General features: G+C 37.2%; 14 protein-coding genes. 8 read left to right on the top strand and 6 right to left on the bottom strand.

The features are described from left to right. Positions 1 to 20 precede the first annotated feature (20 nt). A complete protein-coding gene (gene lpxD, locus G508_RS0110870) occupies positions 21 to 1,043 on the bottom strand; it encodes a UDP-3-O-(3-hydroxymyristoyl)glucosamine N-acyltransferase (RefSeq protein ID WP_026705339.1) in 1,023 nt (340 codons plus the stop codon). A 34-nt stretch (positions 1,044 to 1,077) separates the two neighbouring features. Continuing rightward, on the bottom strand, positions 1,078 to 2,313 hold the full coding sequence (locus tag G508_RS0110865) for an HD domain-containing protein (RefSeq protein ID WP_026705338.1): 1,236 nt from the start codon (positions 2,311 to 2,313) through the stop codon (positions 1,078 to 1,080). A gap of 226 nt (positions 2,314 to 2,539) precedes the next feature. Between G508_RS0110865 and G508_RS0110855 the strand changes: the two genes are divergently transcribed. Next, positions 2,540 to 3,955, top strand: a complete 1,416-nt coding sequence (locus tag G508_RS0110855) for an aldehyde dehydrogenase family protein (protein WP_026705337.1) — start codon at positions 2,540 to 2,542, stop codon at positions 3,953 to 3,955. A gap of 70 nt (positions 3,956 to 4,025) precedes the next feature. Next, positions 4,026 to 4,829 (top strand): AraC family transcriptional regulator, encoded by an 804-nt coding sequence (locus G508_RS0110850; protein WP_026705336.1) that lies wholly within the window; start codon positions 4,026 to 4,028, stop codon positions 4,827 to 4,829. A gap of 46 nt (positions 4,830 to 4,875) precedes the next feature. Here the strand turns inward: G508_RS0110850 and G508_RS0110845 are convergent, their stop codons facing one another. Genes G508_RS0110845 through G508_RS0110835 form a run of 3 tightly spaced genes read right to left on the bottom strand, consistent with a single transcriptional unit; the run spans position 4,876 to position 10,624 of the window. Beyond that, entirely contained in the window at positions 4,876 to 5,955 is a 1,080-nt protein-coding gene (locus G508_RS0110845) for an efflux RND transporter periplasmic adaptor subunit (protein WP_026705335.1), read from the bottom strand. Then, positions 5,945 to 9,226: an efflux RND transporter permease subunit gene (locus G508_RS0110840; RefSeq protein WP_026705334.1), complete on the bottom strand. Its 3,282-nt coding sequence runs from the start codon at positions 9,224 to 9,226 to the stop codon at positions 5,945 to 5,947. Before G508_RS0110840 ends, G508_RS0110845 begins: the two co-directional genes overlap by 11 nt. A gap of 12 nt (positions 9,227 to 9,238) precedes the next feature. Beyond that, the gene (locus G508_RS0110835; protein ID WP_026705333.1) at positions 9,239 to 10,624 is read right to left on the bottom strand and encodes a TolC family protein; all 1,386 of its coding nucleotides are present in this window, start codon (positions 10,622 to 10,624) and stop codon (positions 9,239 to 9,241) included. Between the two features lie 166 nt (positions 10,625 to 10,790). Here G508_RS0110835 and G508_RS0110830 point away from each other — a divergent pair, with 166 nt between their 5' ends. Further along, on the top strand, positions 10,791 to 11,810 hold the full coding sequence (locus G508_RS0110830) for a histidine kinase (RefSeq protein WP_026705332.1): 1,020 nt from the start codon (positions 10,791 to 10,793) through the stop codon (positions 11,808 to 11,810). Then, a complete protein-coding gene (locus tag G508_RS0110825; protein ID WP_026705331.1) occupies positions 11,810 to 12,511 on the top strand; it encodes a LytR/AlgR family response regulator transcription factor in 702 nt (233 codons plus the stop codon). The genes G508_RS0110830 and G508_RS0110825 overlap by 1 nt, the downstream gene beginning before the upstream one ends. Before the next feature lie 6 nt (positions 12,512 to 12,517). Here G508_RS0110825 and G508_RS0110820 read toward each other — a convergent pair whose 3' ends face one another. Beyond that, positions 12,518 to 13,390: an AraC family transcriptional regulator gene (locus tag G508_RS0110820; protein ID WP_026705330.1), complete on the bottom strand. Its 873-nt coding sequence runs from the start codon at positions 13,388 to 13,390 to the stop codon at positions 12,518 to 12,520. A gap of 183 nt (positions 13,391 to 13,573) precedes the next feature. Here G508_RS0110820 and G508_RS19560 point away from each other — a divergent pair, with 183 nt between their 5' ends. From G508_RS19560 to G508_RS0110800, 4 genes are all read left to right on the top strand, one after another. Continuing rightward, positions 13,574 to 14,167 carry a T9SS type A sorting domain-containing protein gene (locus G508_RS19560; protein WP_051197564.1) on the top strand — a complete coding sequence of 198 codons (594 nt, stop codon included), beginning with the start codon at positions 13,574 to 13,576 and terminating at the stop codon, positions 14,165 to 14,167. Positions 14,168 to 14,382: 215 nt separating this feature from the next. After that, on the top strand, positions 14,383 to 17,199 hold the full coding sequence (locus G508_RS0110810; RefSeq protein ID WP_026705329.1) for a TonB-dependent receptor: 2,817 nt from the start codon (positions 14,383 to 14,385) through the stop codon (positions 17,197 to 17,199). A gap of 75 nt (positions 17,200 to 17,274) precedes the next feature. Continuing rightward, positions 17,275 to 18,255, top strand: a complete 981-nt coding sequence (locus tag G508_RS0110805; protein WP_026705328.1) for a metallophosphoesterase — start codon at positions 17,275 to 17,277, stop codon at positions 18,253 to 18,255. Continuing rightward, positions 18,255 to 19,304: a phytase gene (locus tag G508_RS0110800; protein WP_026705327.1), complete on the top strand. Its 1,050-nt coding sequence runs from the start codon at positions 18,255 to 18,257 to the stop codon at positions 19,302 to 19,304. The genes G508_RS0110805 and G508_RS0110800 overlap by 1 nt, the downstream gene beginning before the upstream one ends. Positions 19,305 to 19,522 lie beyond the last annotated feature (218 nt).

Raw genomic sequence — 19,522 nt, 5'->3', positions numbered from 1 at the left:
TTTCTTGGATTTTATTTTACTTATTTATTAATCTTCTTTTTTAAATCTTCTAGTTCGGTCACAATTTTCGGCAGGTTTCTGAAATGAACATACGATTTGCTAAAATCATTATATCCAAAAGCAGGGCTTCCCTGGATTATTTCTCCATCTTTAATATTTTTTCCGACACCTGTTTGGGCTTGGATTCTCACATTATTTCCGATAGTGATATGTCCTGCGATTCCTACCTGACCTCCTATTATACAATTACTTCCGATTTTGGTTGAACCTGCAACTCCTGTTTGAGCAGCAATGACGGTATTTTCTCCAATTTCAACATTATGAGCAATTTGGATCTGATTGTCGAGTTTTACTCCTTTTCTTATGATCGTAGAACCCATTGTTGCCCTATCGATTGTTGTGGCAGCTCCAATATCTACATTATCTTCCAAAATTACATTACCAATTTGTGGAATCTTTGTATAGCTTCCGTCGGCATTTGGTGCAAAACCAAAACCATCAGCACCAATAATTGATCCTGAATGAATGGTACAAAAATTTCCGATTACGGTTTCTGAATAAATTCTGGCTCCTGCAAAAATAATCACATTATCGCCTATCACAACATTATCACCAATAAAAGAGTTCGGATAAATCTTTACATTATTTCCAATTCTTACGTTGTTTCCAATGTAGCTAAAGCTTCCCAAATAAAAATCGGAACCATATTTAACATTCTCCGAAATGGAAGAAGGCTGCTCGATTCCTTTTTTGTTGTGCTTTACTTCATCATAAAAAGTCAATATCTTAGAGAAAGCACCATAAGCGTCTTCTACTTTGATCAATGTTGTAGCGATTGGGCCTTCTGCTACAAAAGAGTGGTTGACTATGGTGATAGATGCTTGTGTAGAATATATGAAATTCTGGTACTTAGGATTGCTTAAAAATGTAAGCGAGCCATCGGTTCCTTCTTCTATTTTTGATAATCTGGAAACTTCAGCATTAGGATTTCCTACTACTTCGCCTTCTAAAATACCTGCTATTTGTTCTGCTGTAAATTTCATCCCGACAAAAATATAAAAAATAGATTTTTAAATGTTAATTTTCGGCAAGTACTTTTGGAAAACAAATATAAAACTTGGTTACCGGTTTCGTCAAGGCTTTTAAATTCAACTGATCTGAGGCATTGATGACATCCTCGATCGATTTGTCTTTTCGGAATATACTGATGGGTTCGGCCTCCTTATTATAGGCCTGATTTTTAATTTTTCCTTTATATACAAAGTATCCCGCATCATGCAAGGAAATGTTACTCAGCTTCGCAAACTTGTTGATATAGATATCAGCATCCTCTTGAGAGAACTTTTCTTCGCTGATTTTAATCTTCAACAGATCGCGGTTAATAATCATCCTGCTAAGGGAACTCAGAACATAATCATCATGAAATTGCCAGTTTTTCAAAGCACTGATGATGTCAAAATCATCCAATTGTGCAAATAAATCCAGTGTTGCATCATCAAAAGCTTCCAATGTGATTTTATTTTGCATAAAAAACAATAACGGCTGACTACAATTTAAAATCACACCTTTCTGCGTTAATTCTTTTGCTCTTTTTAGGACTTTCGTCAAAATTAACTCTGCTACAAGACTGGTTTTGTGTAAGTAGGCCTGCCAATACATCAAGCGTCTTGCCATCAGGAATTTTTCGACCGAATAGATTCCTTTTTCTTCGATTACAAGCGTATCCTCAACAACGGTCATCATTTGAATCAATCGATCAGAATTGATGTTTCCTTCGGCTACACCAGTATAAAAACTATCACGTTTCAAGTAATCCATCCTGTCCATATCCAACTGACTTGATATGAGTTGCAACATGAATTTTCTATGATAATCACCTTTGAATATTTGTATCGCCAGACTCAATTCACCATTAAATTCAGCATTTAGCTTGTCCATAAACAATAATGAAATCGACTCGTGGTTGACATCCTCTACAATGCTGTGTTCCATAGCATGAGAAAATGGTCCGTGGCCAATGTCGTGCAAAAGTATCGCAACATACAAAGCTCTTTCTTCCTCTTTTGATATTTCAGTTCCCTTGAAACGGATTACCTCAACAGCTTTTTGCATGATGTGCATACAACCTAAAGCATGGTGAAAACGAGTGTGGTGAGCTCCAGGATATACCAAATAGGACAATCCCATTTGCGAAATACGTCTTAATCGTTGAAAATAAGGATGCTGAACAAGGTCGTAAATTAAGGTGTCTGGAATGGTAATGAACCCATAGATAGGGTCGTTGAGAATTTTTAGTTTGTTGATCTGACTCACTTTTATTTGTGCTTTTTCGGAGTGCAAATATAGGGAATTGTGTTGGAAGTTGCGAGATGATGACTGGAAGTTGGGAGGTGACAGATTTTTTAGGAGGAAGCCTGTATGCTTTTGGCGGATGCCTAATTTTTTTGAACTTTTCAACAAAGCAAGTATGAGCCATACAACAAAGTATAAAATCTTGTTTCTGCTGAACTTTGTCCCATAATTATAAACGTAAAAAATTATGAAGACAATAGACAAGATTTACATCAATGGAGCATTTGTTACACCAAAGGGAACGGACCTTTTCAATTTGATTAGTCCTACAACAAATGAAAAGCTAGGAGAAGTAAGGCTAGGGAATGAAGAAGACACTCAAAATGCTATCGCTGCCGCTAAAAAAGCATTCGTTTCATTTTCAAAAACGACAATTACAGAACGTATCGGCTATCTGAAATCGATGCAAAATGCAGTTCGAGACAGGAAAGAAGATTTGATTAATGTGATGGTGGAAGAATATGGAGGAACTTTGCAGTTTGCTACTAACGGCTATAGTTTTTTACTTCAAAATTTTGAATCGGCCATTACTGTTTTAGAATCCTATCAATTTACTAAAACCATTGGAGCATCCGAAGTTCAGATGGCACCCATTGGTGTTGTTGGTATTATTATTCCTTGGAATTCCAGCAACGGATTTATTTCAAGTAAACTAGCTTCTGCAATTGCCGCTGGTTGTACTGCCGTTATCAAACCCAGCGAAATGAGTGCAATGCAAACACAAATTATGGCGGAGTGTTTGCATGAAGCGGGACTTCCAAAAGGTGTTTTCAATATTGTAAATGGATTGGGAACTACTGTAGGTGCAGAAATTACGCGTCATCCAGATATTGCAAAAATTTCTTTTACTGGTTCAACCGTTGTAGGAAAGCTGATTGCCCGAGAAGCTACTGATACTTTGAAACGCGTTACCCTGGAATTGGGTGGAAAATCTCCGAATATTATTTTAGATGATGCTGATTTTGCAACAGCAATTCCTATGGCAATCATGGCGGCTTACATGAACAGTGGACAGGCTTGTGTGGCTGGAACAAGATTACTGGTTCCGGAATATCGCTTGGAGGAAGTGAAAGGTTTGATCAAATCTACGTTGGAACATACAAAAGTGGGAGATCCAAAAGAGAGTGATACCAATGTTGGACCAATGGTAAGCCAGAAACAGTATCAACGTGTTCAGGATTATATTAAAATTGGAATTGAAGAAGGTGCTGAAGTATTGGTTGGCGGATTAGGAAAACCAGAAGGTTTGGAAAAAGGAAATTTTGTAAAACCAACCGTTTTTGTAAATGTAAACAACCAGATGCGAATTGCAAGAGAAGAGATTTTTGGACCTGTTTTATCAGTGTTGACCTATAAAACTGAAGAAGAAGCTATCGAAATTGCCAATGATACGACTTATGGATTACAAGCATACGTGAGTTCTACTGATACAAAAAGAGCTCATGATGTAGCTTCAAAAATTAATGCCGGAAGGGTTTTAATTAATGTTTTGAAACATGATCCGTTGGCACCTTTCGGTGGATTCAAGCAATCCGGAATGGGGCGGGAATTTGGAGTTCTTGGATTGGAAGCCTATCTTGAACCGAGAACATTATTGCAATAATATTGATAAAAAGAGAAACAGAAAGTATCCTTACTAAATAACTTTCTGTTTCTTTTCATAACTTTACGCTATGCCAATTACAGAAGAAATTACCAAACCAAAGATTCTTTATTCCTGCTATTATTCAAAAAGCAGGACCGGTGAACAATTTGTTCCTGAACATGTTTTAAGCTATCAATTAGCTGGAACGATGAGCATGTATGATGGAAAAAAGAATTATAAATCGGTTGAAGGCGATTTGAGATTTACCAAGAGGAATCAGCTTTTAAAGTTTGAAAAAATTCCACCTGAAAATGGAGAATATAAATCCATTACTTTATATCTGACACAGGATATTCTGAAGGAAATAAGTCTAGAATATAATTATAAGATTGAGAAAAGCAATCCCGATCTCGCGATTTTACCGCTGCCCCAAAACCCCGCTTATCTTTCTTTTATGGAATCTTTGATAGCTTATTTTGCAATGAATCAGGAAGAAGACGAGAAATTATTTAGGATAAAAATCAAGGAAGCCCTTCATCTGCTTTTAAAAATCAATCCAGAGTTGATACAAGTCTTGTTTGATTTCAATGAACCTGGGAAAATAGATTTGGAGGCGTTTATGAATAAAAATTTCCATTTTAATGTTCAACTCAAACGCTTTGCCTATCTGACTGGAAGAAGCCTTGCAACTTTCAAGAGAGATTTTCAAAAAGTATTTCAGGATTCGCCAAGTCATTGGTTACAGAAAAGAAGATTGCAGGAAGCTTATTATCTAATTAAGGAAAAAGCAAAAGCCCCTTCTGATGTTTATCTTGAAGTTGGCTTTGAGGACTTATCGCACTTTTCGTTTGCCTTCAAAAAGCAATTCGGGGTAGCTCCTTCCAAAATATAAAATTAAAAAGGCTTTTTGTAAATTAAATTACAAAAAGCCTTTTTACTTACTTCACTTCCGTCCCGTCTTTTATTTCTTCGGAAGCTACCTTGACGAACGTTTCATTCGGTTGGATGTCTCCGAAGACTTCTACCCTATCCTCGAATTCCCTGCCTTTTTGGACTTCGGTTCGGAGTGTTTTATGATCTTTCACTTTTAATATAAAAATACCTTCGCTTGAGGAAACTACCGCTGTTTTAGGCACAACGAAAGTGCTGTCTTTTGCATTCAAAGGCAAAATGGCTTCGGCGACCATTCCCGGTAATAATTTTTTAGTGGTATTGATGACATCCATTTCTATTCTTTCGGAACGTAGTTTGCTGTCCAAAGCTCCCGATTTTCTAGCAATCTTTGCCTTGAAATTTTGTCCCATCATTGATTTTACAGTGAAGCTCAATTCGTCTCCGTTGCTCAAATAACCTGTGTAAGCTTCGGGAACAAATACTGAAAGTCGGAGTTTATCTTGCTGTTGAATCGTCACTAATGGCTGATCCGAACCTTTTCCGGCAGGACCAACATAGGCTCCAAGATTTACATTTCGAGCGGCAATGACACCATCAAATGGAGCACGGATTTGAAGATAATTGATGATATTCTGCACTTCACGATAGGATGCTTTTGCCGCCTGAAGCTGTGCATAATCAGAGTTTTTTCTTCCTTCGGCAAGTTCCAAATCGTTTTTAGAAATGGTTCCTTCGACCTTGCTGGTTTCCAAGAATCTTTTATAGGTGTTGTTACTTGTCATGTAAACCGCTTCCTGCGAATGCAATCTTGATTCGGCTGCAGCCAATTGCGAACTGGTTTCTGGAGCTTCCAAAATCATCATCAACTGTCCTTTTTTGACTTCCGAACCGATATCGACTTTCAATTCCTTTACAAAACTGCTGACTTTTGCATAAATATCTACTTGCTGAAACCCAACCAATTCGGCAGGCATTCTCAACTCAGTTGACAATTTTTCTTTTTGGGCAATGAATGTTTCGATTACTGGAGCTTCCTCAACTGGAGCTGTTTCTTCTTTCTTTTCGGCACAACTAGCCAAAAATAACATAGCTAGAACGGCTACTTTTATACTATTATTTTTCATTTTTATGAGATAATGATGAGATGTAATGTTTGCTTTCTTCGTCTTCCGGATCCAATGAAACCGACTGTGTGGAGGTTTTTCCTAATGCCCAAGCGAAAATCATTGGCAGGATTATTAATACTGTAAAGGTTGAGAACAACAATCCTCCAATTACAGCTCTTCCTAAAGGCGAAACTTGATCGCCACCTTCGCCGTGACCGATAGCCATTGGCAACATTCCGGCAATCATGGCGATACTGGTCATAATGATTGGACGCAATCGTAACGATGCGGCTTCACGAGCTGATTGCATTGCGTTTCCGTTGACTTTTCGTAATTGTTCGGCATTCGTGACCAATAAAACTGCATTGGCAATCGATACTCCGACGGACATAATGATTCCCATATAGGATTGCAAATTCAAGGTTGAACCTGTTAGTAAAAGCAGTAATAAAGCCCCTAAAACTACTGCCGGAACGGTCGTCAAAATAACCAAGGATATCTTGAACGATTGGAAATTTGCCGAAAGCATCAGGAAAATAACCACAACTGCAACTAGCAATCCTGTTTGAAGGCTTCCCATAGTTTCATCCAAAACCTTCGATAATCCGATAGGTTCTACGAATAATCCTCTTGGCAATTCTCCTAAATTTGCAATTGAATTTTTGACCGCTTTTGCAGCTGTACCCAAATCCGTATGGTCGATGTTTGCCGTAACCGAAATATAAGGCATTGCACCAAGATTGTCGTTTTCGCCATAGGTATAAGATGGCGTAATCGTAGCCACATCAGTCAAAACTGGACGAGAAGTATTCTTTAGCAAAGGAATTTCTCCTAGGTCGTTATGGGAATTCATCTTGTCCAACGGCACTTGCACCTGAACATTATAGGAAAGTCCCGCCTTTTCATCGATCCAAGTATTTTTCTCGGTATATCTTGAAGAAGAAGTTGAGGCAATCAGCGAACGTGAAATATCGTTCATATCAACCCCCAATTGTGCAGCACGAGTCCTGTCGATATTAATTTCCAATGAAGGGTATTTTATCGGTTGCCCGATTTGAACATCGCGGAAATAATCAATTTTGTTCAGCTTGGCGATGATTTTATTGGCGTATTCTTCGTTCAGTTTTTTATTTTTTCCTGCAATTCGGATCTCGATTGGCGTTGGCGAACCTTGGCTTAAAACTTTATCCGTCAACTCAATTGGTTCGAAGGAAACTTTTACATCGGGCAGGACCTTTGCTAATCTTTTTCGGAAATCATCTTTAAACACTTCCATATCTTCGTGGTAGTCCTTCAACCCGATTTGGAAAACCGCTTCGTGAGGACCAGCTGTGAAAAGATAAATTGGTGAAACCGAAAACAAACTTGGATGCTGGCCGACATAAACCGACGAAATATCGATATGCTCTTTTCCAACCATCTTTTCCAATTCTTTCAACGTCAACAAAGCCTTCTCTTCGGTTCTTTCGATTCGGGTTCCATCGGGAGCTCGGAGTCGCATTTGAAACTGGCTGGAATTTACCTTTGGGAAAACATCCTGACCAATTATATTCAATAAAAGAACCGCCAATGCTGTTATTCCGAACAAATAAATCAAGGTAACTGGTTTTCTGAAGATGAAAAGCCTGTCGATGAGTTTCATAAAACGGATGCGGAATTTCTCGAACTTGCCGATTTTTCCATCGTTGTTCAAATCTTCTCTGTCTAAAACTTTTCTTTGGTTATAGGTATCTTGTTCTGATTCTGGCGTTAATCCCGAAGCATTGAATTCTGCTTCATCATCTGAAATGGAAGGTTCATGGTGGATTTTTGCGTGGTCTTTCATCAGCCAGTTTGCCATAATCGGAACAAAAGTCTGCGAAAGCAAAAACGAAATAATCATCGAGAAACCAATTGCCAATGCAAGAGGCAAAAACAAAGCTCCAGGAATTCCTGTCATCGTAAAAGCTGGTGCAAAAACGGCGAGAATACAAAGTAAAATCAATAATTTTGGCAAGGCTATTTCCTTACAGGCATCCCAAATGGCGAGTGCTTTTGGTTTTCCCATATCCAAATGCTGATGGATATTTTCAATGGTAACGGTACTTTCATCTACCAAGATTCCGATAGCCAAAGCAAGTCCGCTTAACGACATCAAGTTGATGGTTTGCCCGAATAATTTCAGGAATAAAACTCCAGAAATAATGGATATTGGAATCGTTAGTATTACAATAAGAGCCGCTTTCCTATCTCCTAAAAATAACAACACCATCAATCCCGTTAAAACCGCTCCAATGACACCTTCGGTAATCAAACTTTTTACGGAATTGATTACATAAACCGATTGGTCGAATTCATACGAAAGCTGTACATCTTCGGGTAACGTGCTTTGGATTTTAGGCAATTGCTTTTTTAAATTCTGCACCACTTCCCAAGTTGAAGCATCTCCGGCTTTTGCAATACTCACATAAACCGAACGTTTTCCATTCACCAAAGCATAACCCGCTGTGATATCGGCCCCGTCTTTTACGGTAGCCACATCTCCTAAATATAAATTTTGAACCCCACCCTTGAAGAGTGGAATTTTAGCAAAATCCTGAATGTCTTTTATGGTATTGTTGGTTGGGGTCAGATAATTTTTATCGCCAATCCTTACATTTCCAGAAGGAGCCGTTTGATTATTAAGTCGTAACGCTTCAACAATTTGATCGGGTGTTAGATTATGCGAACGAAGTGCATCTGGGTCAACATTAATTTCAATAGTTCTTGGGCTTCCGCCAAATGGTGGTGGTGCCAACAAACCCGGAATTGAAGTAAACGAAGCTCGGACATACACATTAGCCAAATCCTGCAACTCATTGTTTGTCTTGGTCTTACTACTCAAAACCAACTGACCTACTGGAAGCGACGAAGCATCAAAACGAATGACGAATGGTGGTTGGGAACCAGGAGGAAAAATAGCCTGAATCCTGTTGGAAAGAGCACTCAATTCGGCAGCAGCCTGAGCCATATTGGTGTCTTCATAATAGGTTACTTTCATTAAGGTTAACCCTTGTATGTTCTTGGTTTCAATCGATTTTACACCATTTGCAAAAAGCATGATGTTGACATAATTCTTGGCAAAATACGATTCCATTTGGTTGGGGGTATAACCTCCAAAAGGATGGGCCAGATACAACACCGGAAGATTCATTTTAGGTAAGATATCCACCTTGATGGTTCTCACGGCTCCAATTCCGAAGAAGAAAAGTCCTGCCACGAGAACGAGGATCGAGATGGGCTTGCGAAGTGCGAAACGTATTAAATTCATTAGGCTTTACAATTAAAATTCATTAATAAATAGGTCGAAATCGCCCGTTGCAGCGGCTTTCATCAAAAGTGATTGCCAAACGTTTGTGTAAATAATATCACGGTCAATTTCAGCACGGTTCAAGGTGTAAAACGCTTGTGTAACATCAATTAAGTTCGTCAATCCGTTTTTGTACAACGTTGTTTTTTGCAGGTAGGCTTGCTTGGCAGCGGCAACTTGTTTGGGTGCTTCCGCAAAATTATCCATGGCGAATTTAATTTTCGCATCAGCGGCATCGGATTGGGTTTTCAATTGCTGGTCGATCACTTTATATTCTTCTTCCAAACCTTCCGAAACCAATTTTTGGGCACTTACTTTTTTGCTGGTTCTGGCAATGGAAGTCAGGTTCCAGGTAACGCCAACCCCTAACAAATAGTTTTGACGGTTTGGACTGATTCCGTCCAGATAATTTTGGGTAAATGAATTTTGATCTACGGCATAATCTGAATTAAATCCTGAAGCACGTGTTTGGTAAATCCCGAAAAAACTGAAACTAGGATAATATTCTTTTCTGAATGCTTTTACTTGTTGCTTACTGAAATCGACACGGCTTTTATAGAATTGGAGTACCAGATTCAAGCTATCATTTGCTTGTTCCAATTCAAAAATTGCCTTTGGAACTTGCTTTACGAAAGTGGTATCCAAGGCAAAATCCTTCACTTCAACTCCCATTAAGGCAACTAGTTTATTGTTCTGTTCCTTGACTTGGTCTTTTATCTGATTCAGGGAAATTTTTGCACGGGAAACTTCGGCGGAAGCCAATGTAGAATCTACTCCAGCCAATAATCCATTTTTGACTCTTACTGCAGCCAATCTTTGGAAAACTTCGGCTCTTTCGAGGTTTTTTTGTTGGGAAATGGCCAATCTCTGACTTGCAAGAAGATTCAGATAAGCAGCAGCTATTTTGATTTTCTGTTGGAATTTCTCCTGTTGCAAATCTTTTTCAAAACGAAGGGCATCGGCTTTGGAAACATTGATTCGTTCCTTGATTCTTCCGAAAGTAAAGAATTCCCAATTGAAGTTTACCAGATATAAAGCTCCGAAGGCGGCATTCCAATTTTGTTCTGGAAGAGGCAATCCGGAAGAAGCCACACCAAGACCTCCAAAACCATAAAGTGGTCCGTTTTGTCCGTTTACAGTTCCGTAATCTTGTTGGGCAGAAAGGTTCAGATTTGGCAAATAATCGCGTTTTGCTTGCTTCACGGTTTCTTGGGAAGCTTCGGCATACTTGCTTTTTGCCTTGATGGTTCCGTAGTTTGAAATTCCAGTTTCTACGGCTTCTTTCAGCGAAAGCGTCTGTGAGAAACCGTTCAGGAACAGCATCAAAATACTAATTAAAAAAAACTTTTTTAAGGTCATACGAATAAATTCTTGGGATATTAAAGTGCGAATTTAAAATGCTTCCTTATGATAAACCGATTATAAATGATGAACCAAAATGGTAAAATGACGAATTGAATTGGTCATTAATACAGGATGAAATACAATTATAAATGCTTACTTTGTAGTCCTTTAAATGTTGAAAATGAAATTTAAATATGTTTTAGAGAATAAATGGTTGCAGGAAATTTTCATCCTTGTATTCTCTTTTGTGCTTTTTACGTTGAATGATTGGATCCTGATTTTGAGCTTAAAAGGCTTCTTTTTTGGTTTGGTTTATTTTTTCATCTTATATGCTCATGCTCAAGTCAATCGGTTTTTTATCCTGCCTTTTTTATTAAAGGAACACCGACCAGTTTTATATCTTGTCCTGACTATTTTGGCTTTATTGGTTTTTTCAGTAATTCTCTATGAAGTTTCTACCGAGATTCTTTATAAGAATTGTTTTTTGTATAAATCAGCCAATCAAAAAACCTATCATTTCCAGCTGGGAACTTTGGCCGGAACGCTGGTTTGTATTTTGGGATCGATTCAGATTTTAGAGCATTATCGCGAACAGAAACGGAGAACCAACAAGACATTGGTTTTTAATGAAATGCAGCTCAATGCCTTGAAAGGACAATTGAATCCGCATTTTCTTTTTAATACGTTCAATACTTTGTATGGCATCAGTCTTCGATATCCTGAACGAACTTCGGATATGATCATGCAGGTTTCGCAATTGATGCGGTATCAGGTGGAGAACAGTTCGAAGGAATTGGTTTCGATTGAAGAGGAAATTGCCTTCCTTTCGAGCTATATCCAATTGGAAAAAGAACGTGTGGGCTACCGATGCGATATTCAATATTCGTATGATTTCGACGAAAGTCAAAACTATAAAATTGCCCCAATGCTGTTGATTACTTTTATTGAAAATGCCTTTAAACATGGAGCTTGTACAATTGAAAACTGTCATGTGAACATCAAAATTGAAGTGAAGGAAAGTCGTCTTTTTATGAACGTTGTTAACTCAATTCCGAAAAAGAAAAAAGCAGTTGTTTCTACCAAAATCGGGTTGAAAAACACCAAGGAAAGATTGGAAATCATCTATCCTGAAAAGCATAAATTGGAGATTATCGAAAGTGAAAAAAGTTTTAATGTGAACCTTGAAATCGAATTGAACTGATGAATACTCCCAAAAAATGTATCATTGTGGATGATGAACCAGCTGCACATTATGTGTTGGTGAATTATATTCAGAAAAACCCGCAACTGGAATTGGTAAATCAATTTTATAATGGAATTGAAGCGATGAATTATTTGAGAGAAAACAAAGTAGATTTGATGTTCTTGGATATTGATATGCCTGAAATTACGGGGCTAGATTTGTTGAAAATTGTTCCTTCTTCGCCAAAAACAATCTTAACGACAGCCTATTCGGAATTTGCTTTGGAAAGCTATGATTATGGTGTAATTGATTATTTGTTGAAGCCTATTTATTTCCCGAGATTCTTGAAAGCTATCGATCGTTTTCTCCTGATGGATAGTCCAGAATCAAAAAATAATACGGAATCGATTGCTAAAATTAGCGTAAAGGTGGATGGCTTTTTTATGGATATTGATTTGGAAAATTTGCTGTATGCCCAAAGTTTTGGCAATTATGTGAAGCTGTTTACCAAAACCCGAACCTATCTTGCCTCAACCACAACCAATGAAATCCAGAACAGTTTGCCCGAAAGTCTTTTTATGAGAATACATAAATCCTATATCGTGGCCTTGGACAAAATTGATGCAATTGAGAAGGATTTTGTGGTGATCAACAAGGTGAATTTGCCAATCGGGATTACTTATAGAAGGGAATTACTTGAGGTTTTGAGAAATAAATAACTGTGATTAATCAATTATCAGTTTCAATTCTTTTCGATATTGTGAAGCACTTTTTCCTGTAAATTCCTTAAACGTTTTATTGAAATAACTAAAATTATTAAAACCACTTTCGTAGCAAATATCAGTAATGCTAATAGGCTTTTCAGCCAATAATTTCAAAGCATGCACCAAACGATATTCGTTGACAAATTTCGTAAAAGTCTTATTTGTTGTTTTCTTGAAATACCTGCAAAAGGATGGAACGGTCATGCTCACGATTTCGGCAACTTCTTCCAAAGTGAGTTGTTCTTGGAAATGATCTTTTACAAAATTAAAAATAATATTGATGCGATTGTTGTCCTGAACTTGGGTTTCCATAAAAAAACCACCAGCATTGAGAATCTTGCTTTCTGTGGAGTTTTCCATGTCGTTCAAGACTTCCAAGAGTGTCAATAACCGTTCAAAAGGCGTTTGAGTTTCCATCGCTTCAATCTTCTTCCCTATTTTTTTCTTGGTTTCTCCCTCGAATGCAATTCCAGCTTTAGCTTCTGTAAAAAGTTTTCCGATATTTTCCATCTCGGGAAGTTTGAAAAAACTGTTACCTAGAAAATCAGCTTTCATTTGCAGTACTGTTTCATTTTTATTTCCCGTTTGCTCATTAGTCAAGCCACAATGCGGCAAATTACTTCCGATGAGAATCAAATCGCCATCTGAAAAATAAGAAATATGGCTCCCTATTTGACGTTTTCCGCTACCACCATTTACATAAACGAGTTCAATCTCGGGGTGAAAATGCCAAACATGCGACTTGTTGTTTGCATTTTCATCAAATCTTAAATAGGAGAACGAACTTCCAAAAGAAGGTTCTACCAATTCATAAGTAGGTTTATGTATTTTCATTTTTGGGGTTTTGAAATGATTACAAAATTACCTCAATTATGTGTTTTATTACCAATTTTAACCTAAATCGTTTTCGCTGAAGACAATATAGAATACAAATTTGAAAATAAACTCTATTTGCTGCATTTACTTCTGTAGTAATTTAGCCCTAAATAAAATAATATAAATTTAAAAACTACAATTATGAAAACGATTTTAAAATTGACATTGGTATTGGCGGTAGTTTTGACTGCCGTTGGAGCACAAGCTGCAAACGGAGATTTTTATCTTCATGTTAGAAAAGAACAAGGAAAAACAATCCGTTTCGCTTTGAATCAAGATACAAAAACTGAAATCTCGATTTTGGATCCACAAGAAAGAATTCTTTTTTCTGAAACAACTTCTAACAAAAATGGTATCAACAGAACCTACGATTTGAACGAACTTGCGAAAGGAACTTATTTTCTAGAAGTGGAAACAGATGCAAAAATTGCCCGTTATGAAATCACGGTATCAGACAAGGATGCAAACCTTTCTAAAAAAGCAATTTTTGAAACTTTCAAGCCTGTTTTGGTATCAAAAAAAGGACTGGTAACATTGAGTATCCCAAATACTAAAAATACCACGGTTGCCATTAAAGTATATGACCGTTACCAAAACGAAGTATATTCTGCAACATTAAAAGATATGGATGCTGTGAATAAAAAATTTGATGTTAGCAATTTTACTGGAGAAGAATATACGTTTGTAATGGATTACGATAATAAATCTTTTACGGAAAGTATAGTATCACGATAAAATAAATAGTTATTATTGGTTAGTACTTATTTATCAAGAAAACAGTCCTCTTTTGGGCTGTTTTTTTTTGTCCCATTTTTTTACATTGGACAAAAAAAATATTGAATTACTTAACACAAACTTCTGCAAAGTGCATCATTTCCTAATAGGTTGTTAACATTTGCTTTATACCACCTTTTTACTTTCGCATCATTAAAACAACACAAACATTAATGATGAAAAATTTACTTCTATTACTTACTTTTTTGGCGATCAGCTTTAGTGGATTGGCTCAAAAAAACGGAGTCATCTCTGGAAAAATTACCGATTCGGACGGGAACTTCTCGCTTCCTGGTGCCACAATCAAATTGAATGTTGGAAACAAATACACCGTTTCCGATCAGATTGGAGATTTCGAATTCTTGAACGTTCCTGCTGGAAACTATACGGTAGAAGTTCTTTATATTGGATATCAAACACAATCGCAAGAAATTACGGTTGAAGAAGGAAAAACAGCTATCATCAATTTCAAACTTTCTTCAGGTTCAGAGAATTTAAGTGAAGTGGTTGTAATTGGAGATCGCTTGAAAGGTCAGGCAAAAGCCTTGAACCAGCAAAAAAACAATAGAAACATTACCAACGTAATTTCTTCGGATCAAGTAGGTCGTTTTCCAGATTCAAATATCGGAGATGCCTTGAAAAGAGTTCCCGGAATCACGATGCAGAACGATCAAGGTGAAGCCCGAAACATTATTGTTCGAGGTTTGGCTCCTACTTTAAACTCTGTTACTATTAATGGTGACAGGATTCCATCTGCCGAAGGCGATAACAGAAATGTTCAAATGGACCTTATTCCATCGGATATGATTTCTACCATCGAAGTAAACAAAACCCTGACTCCAGATATGGATGCAGATGCAATTGGAGGTTCGGTAAACTTGATTACAAGAGCTACTCCAAATGGCGAAAGGATTTCAGCTACATTATCAGGAGGTTATAATCCAATTCGTGAAAAAGCACTTTATACAGGAGGTTTGGTTTATGGAAATCGTTATTTGGATAACAAATTTGGAATGGTCGTGAGTGGATCCTACAATAACAACGACTATGGTTCTGATAATATCGAAGCGGCTTGGGTAAAGGACGATTTCGGGAATGTTTACATCGAAGAATCGGACATCAGAAAATATGATGTGCAAAGAATCCGTAGAAGTGCATCGGTAGCTTTGGACTATAAATTCAACAATAACAACACGATTTTTGCAAGTGCGATTTACAACTGGAGAGATGATCGTGAGAACCGTTTCAGAACGACATTCACTGACATAGAAGCACAATATGATGCAAATGATGCAATTATTGGCTATGAAGGAACACTTGTGAAAGAAACAAAAGGTGGAGTTGACAACAACCGAAACAAAAATAGACGTTTGGAAGACCAAAGAGTTCAAAACTACTCGTTGAGAGGGGAACACCTTTTGACTCCAAAATTAGATTTAGACTGGTCTATTAATTATGCAACAGCAAGAGAATACCGTCCTGAAGAGCGTTATTTGGAATTTGAACAAGAAGGTTTGGAAATGCTGGAAGATTTATCAGATACAAAATATCCTTTGATTACTGCTGTCGGACAAGATCCTGCAAGTCTTGAACTATCCAACCTTTCACAAAATACAGATGAAACCAAAGAGAGTGAATTTGGTGCAAAAATCAATATCCGTTTCCCTTTTTCTGTAATTGAAGGTCAAAAAGGTAGAATCAGAACGGGTTTGAGAGTGCGATTAAAAGACAAGGAAAGAAACAATATTTTCTATGCTTATGAGCCAATCGACGGATTCGAAACCTTAGCAGATGTTGCAACAAGCTTTTTTGGAAGTGAGAATTTTAATCCTGGCGTAAAATATGTTCCTGGAACTTTTGCTTCGGCAAACTTCTTAGGTGGTTTAGATTTGAACAACGACGGACTTTTTGAGAGAGAAGTTGATCCATCAGAATTTCTTGCAGAAAACTACAATGCAAAAGAAAATATATTTGCAGGTTATATAAGATGGGATCAGGACTTATCTACTAAGCTATCAATGATTGTAGGTTTCAGAATCGAAAATACTCAAATTGATTATACTGGAAATAGGGTTTTAGATGAAGAAGAGTTGGAAGGACAAATCACGACTACAAACTCCTACACGAATATTTTACCAAGCGTTTCGTTTAAATATGATGCTTCAGAAAGTTTAGTACTTCGTGCTGCTTTGACAACCGCTCTGGCCCGTCCTGATTATTATGCATTGGCTCCGTTTGTAAATAATATCGCATCGGATTCAGAGATTTTTGCAGGAAATCCGAACCTTGATGCGACTTTGGCTTACAATGCTGACTTCATGATGGAAAATTATTTCAAATCTGTAGGATTGCTTTCGGCTGGAGTTTTCTACAAAAGATTAAATGATTTCATTTACACGTTCAGCGACCCAGATTATACAACTGAAAAATTCGCAACAGATTTTCCAAATCAAGAAAACCCAATTCCAGCTGGAGAGAACTGGACCTTCACACAATCTAGAAACGGTGATAAAGTTGATGTTTATGGATTTGAAGTTGCGTTGCAAAGACAATTGGATTTCCTACCTGGAAAATTCTTGAAAGGTTTCGGAATCTATGTGAATTATACGTTTACTGAATCAAAAGCATTCGGAATTGCCGATGAAGATGGAAATCCAAGAGCGGATGTAAGCTTGCCAAAAACAGCTCCACACTCTTTCAACGGATCATTGTTCTGGGAAAACAAACGTTTCTCTGCCAGAATTTCAACTAACTTCACATCTGATTATTTGGATGAATTGGGTTCAGAGGAATTTGAAGATACTTATTATGACAAGCAACTTTTTGTGGATGCAAACGCTTCATACAAAATCACTAAAAACTTGCGTTTGTTTATAGAAGGAAACAACTTGAGTAATCAGCCTTTGCGTTATTACCAAGGAATTTCTTCTAGAACGAAGCAATTGGAATACTATCAGGCAAGGTATAATTTCGGTATGAAATTCGATTTTTAATCCTTTAATTTAAAATAAAAAATAACGCTTGACGGGAGTCATTTCCTGTCAGCGTTTTTTGAGTAAAATATAAGTATGAAAAATATAATTTACATTTTATTATTTGTCTTCGGAAATACCTTTGCCCAAGACTATCTTTCTGAAGAAAAATCAGGCTACAAAGGCGGTTTTATTCCAGAGCTGAAAGTATTGGACGAAAGTCTTAACTTTATTGTGATGGGAGATTTTGGAAGAAACGGACAATATTTTCAAAAGGAAGTAGCTGAACAGATGGGAAAAGCTTCGATGACAATTGAGTCGGATTTTACGATTTCTGTAGGCGATAATTTCTATCCAAATGGCGTTCAAAGCACAACTGATTACCAGTGGATTTCTTCGTTTGAAAACATCTACACCAACCACAGTTTGTATGAAAATTGGTATGTAGCTTTGGGAAATCACGATTACAAGGGTAATATCCAAGCCCAGATTGATTATTCAAACAGCAGCCGAAGATGGAAAATGCCTGCCAAATATTATTCGGAAACTTTTGAACTTAAAAACGGAGAAAAAGTTTTGATGGTCGTGATGGATACCAATCCGTTTATTGATGGTTATTACGAAAAAGGTTCAGAAATGTATGAAAACATCATTGCCCAAGATACAATTCTACAAAAAAAATGGCTGATTGAAACCTTGAACACTTCGGATACATCCATCAAATGGAAAATAGTTGTGGGACATCATCCGTTATATTCGGGAGGAAAACGCAAGGACAATCCCGATACAAAAGGATTCGAGAAAAAATTTGCCGATTTGTTCGACCAATATAAAGTAGATGCTTATTTGTGTGGACACGAACACGATTTGCAAATCATCAAACCAAAAGGTCGATACACCACTCAGTTTTTATCAGGTGCTGCTTGCGAAATTAGACCAACTGGAAAAAGAGAAGGGACATTATTTGCCGCTTCGGAACCAGGTTTTATGACATTTTCAATAAATGAAAAAAAACTTCAGGTACAAGTCGTAAACGAAAAAGGGAAAATAATTTATACAACAGAAATCAATAAATAATGAGACATTTTTTAATCGCAATAACAACAATCGGAGCCTTGAGTATTTCTTGCAGCGACAAGCTGGCTCCTGTAAAACCAAACGCCTTAAAGCCAAACGCTATCACTGAACCAGCTCCTCACGACACGGATGACCCTGCAATCTGGATTCATCCAACAGATGCGTCAAAGAGTTTGATTATCGGGACCGATAAAGATACAGAAGGTGGTTTGTATGTTTATAATCTAGAAGGGAAAATCGTCAATAAGGTATTGGGAATCAAACGTCCAAACAACGTTGATATCGCTTATGGCTTGATGATTAACGGAAAAAAAACAGATATTGCCGTTACAACCGAACGTGAAATGAACAGCATCCGTATTTTCAGTTTACCTGATATGAAACCACTTGATAATGGCGGTATTCCAGTTTTTGAAGGCGAAGTTGAACGTGACCCGATGGGTGTTTCGTTATACACAAGACCAAGCGACAAGGCAATTTTTGCAATCGTTGGAAGAAAAACAGGTCCAACAGATACATATTTGTGGCAATATAAACTGACTGATGGTTCTGGAACTGTAAAAGCAGAATTGGTTAGGAAATTTGGAAAATTCAGTGGCAAAAAAGAAATCGAAGCCATTGCTGTTGATAATGAATTGGGGTATATTTATTATTCAGATGAACAATCTGGAATGCGAAAATATGTAGCTGATCCTGATGCAAAGAACAATAACGAATTGGCTTTTTTTGGTCAGAAGGATTTCAAAGCCGATAATGAAGGAATTGCGATTTACAAAAAAACAGCAACTACAGGTTATATTTTGGTTTCAAACCAACAAGACAATACGTTTAATGTGTATCCGAGAGAAGGTGCAAATGGGAATCCAAACGAATATCCGCTTTTGGCTGTAATTCCAACTTCAACTGTTGAATGTGATGGAGCTGATGTGACCAATATCAACCTTAATTCACAATACAAAAACGGAATGTTTGTGGCCATGAGTAACGGAATGACATTTCATTTTTATGATTGGAATCAAATTCAGGAATTGATTGACAAGAAGAAATAATTCATCTTTACAATCACAAATCGGCTTTAGTCATTCTTTTGGCTAAAGCCGATTTTTTCTTTCTTTCTATTATCCATCAGGCTAAAGCCTGATGCTATTGATGACATGCATTAACAAACAAAGCCATCAATTGAAATGGGTTTTAACCCATTTAGTTTTTTTTTGAGCCGAAATTTAAAAGATAGATTCGATTTGCTTTTTCATTACTTTTATGCAAA

This window comes from Flavobacterium soli DSM 19725 (assembly GCF_000422705.1).
Lineage (GTDB): Bacteria > Bacteroidota > Bacteroidia > Flavobacteriales > Flavobacteriaceae > Flavobacterium > Flavobacterium soli.
Note: the sequence above shows the minus strand (reverse complement) of the source record. Positions and strands in the feature narration are given on the sequence as shown.

Bases quoted from the DNA above. Each gene is read 5' to 3' on its own strand.
- lpxD (WP_026705339.1), bottom strand. From the start codon at position 1,043: ATGAAATTTACAGCAGAACAAATAGCAGGTATTTTAGAAGGCGAAGTA.
- G508_RS0110855 (WP_026705337.1), top strand. From the start codon at position 2,540: ATGAAGACAATAGACAAGATTTACATCAATGGAGCATTTGTTACACCA.
- G508_RS0110850 (WP_026705336.1), top strand. From the start codon at position 4,026: ATGCCAATTACAGAAGAAATTACCAAACCAAAGATTCTTTATTCCTGC.
- G508_RS0110845 (WP_026705335.1), bottom strand. From the start codon at position 5,955: ATGAAAAATAATAGTATAAAAGTAGCCGTTCTAGCTATGTTATTTTTG.
- G508_RS0110840 (WP_026705334.1), bottom strand. From the start codon at position 9,226: ATGAATTTAATACGTTTCGCACTTCGCAAGCCCATCTCGATCCTCGTT.
- G508_RS0110835 (WP_026705333.1), bottom strand. From the start codon at position 10,624: ATGACCTTAAAAAAGTTTTTTTTAATTAGTATTTTGATGCTGTTCCTG.
- G508_RS0110830 (WP_026705332.1), top strand. From the start codon at position 10,791: ATGAAATTTAAATATGTTTTAGAGAATAAATGGTTGCAGGAAATTTTC.
- G508_RS0110825 (WP_026705331.1), top strand. From the start codon at position 11,810: ATGAATACTCCCAAAAAATGTATCATTGTGGATGATGAACCAGCTGCA.
- G508_RS0110820 (WP_026705330.1), bottom strand. From the start codon at position 13,390: ATGAAAATACATAAACCTACTTATGAATTGGTAGAACCTTCTTTTGGA.
- G508_RS19560 (WP_051197564.1), top strand. From the start codon at position 13,574: ATGAAAACGATTTTAAAATTGACATTGGTATTGGCGGTAGTTTTGACT.
- G508_RS0110810 (WP_026705329.1), top strand. From the start codon at position 14,383: ATGAAAAATTTACTTCTATTACTTACTTTTTTGGCGATCAGCTTTAGT.
- G508_RS0110805 (WP_026705328.1), top strand. From the start codon at position 17,275: ATGAAAAATATAATTTACATTTTATTATTTGTCTTCGGAAATACCTTT.
- G508_RS0110800 (WP_026705327.1), top strand. From the start codon at position 18,255: ATGAGACATTTTTTAATCGCAATAACAACAATCGGAGCCTTGAGTATT.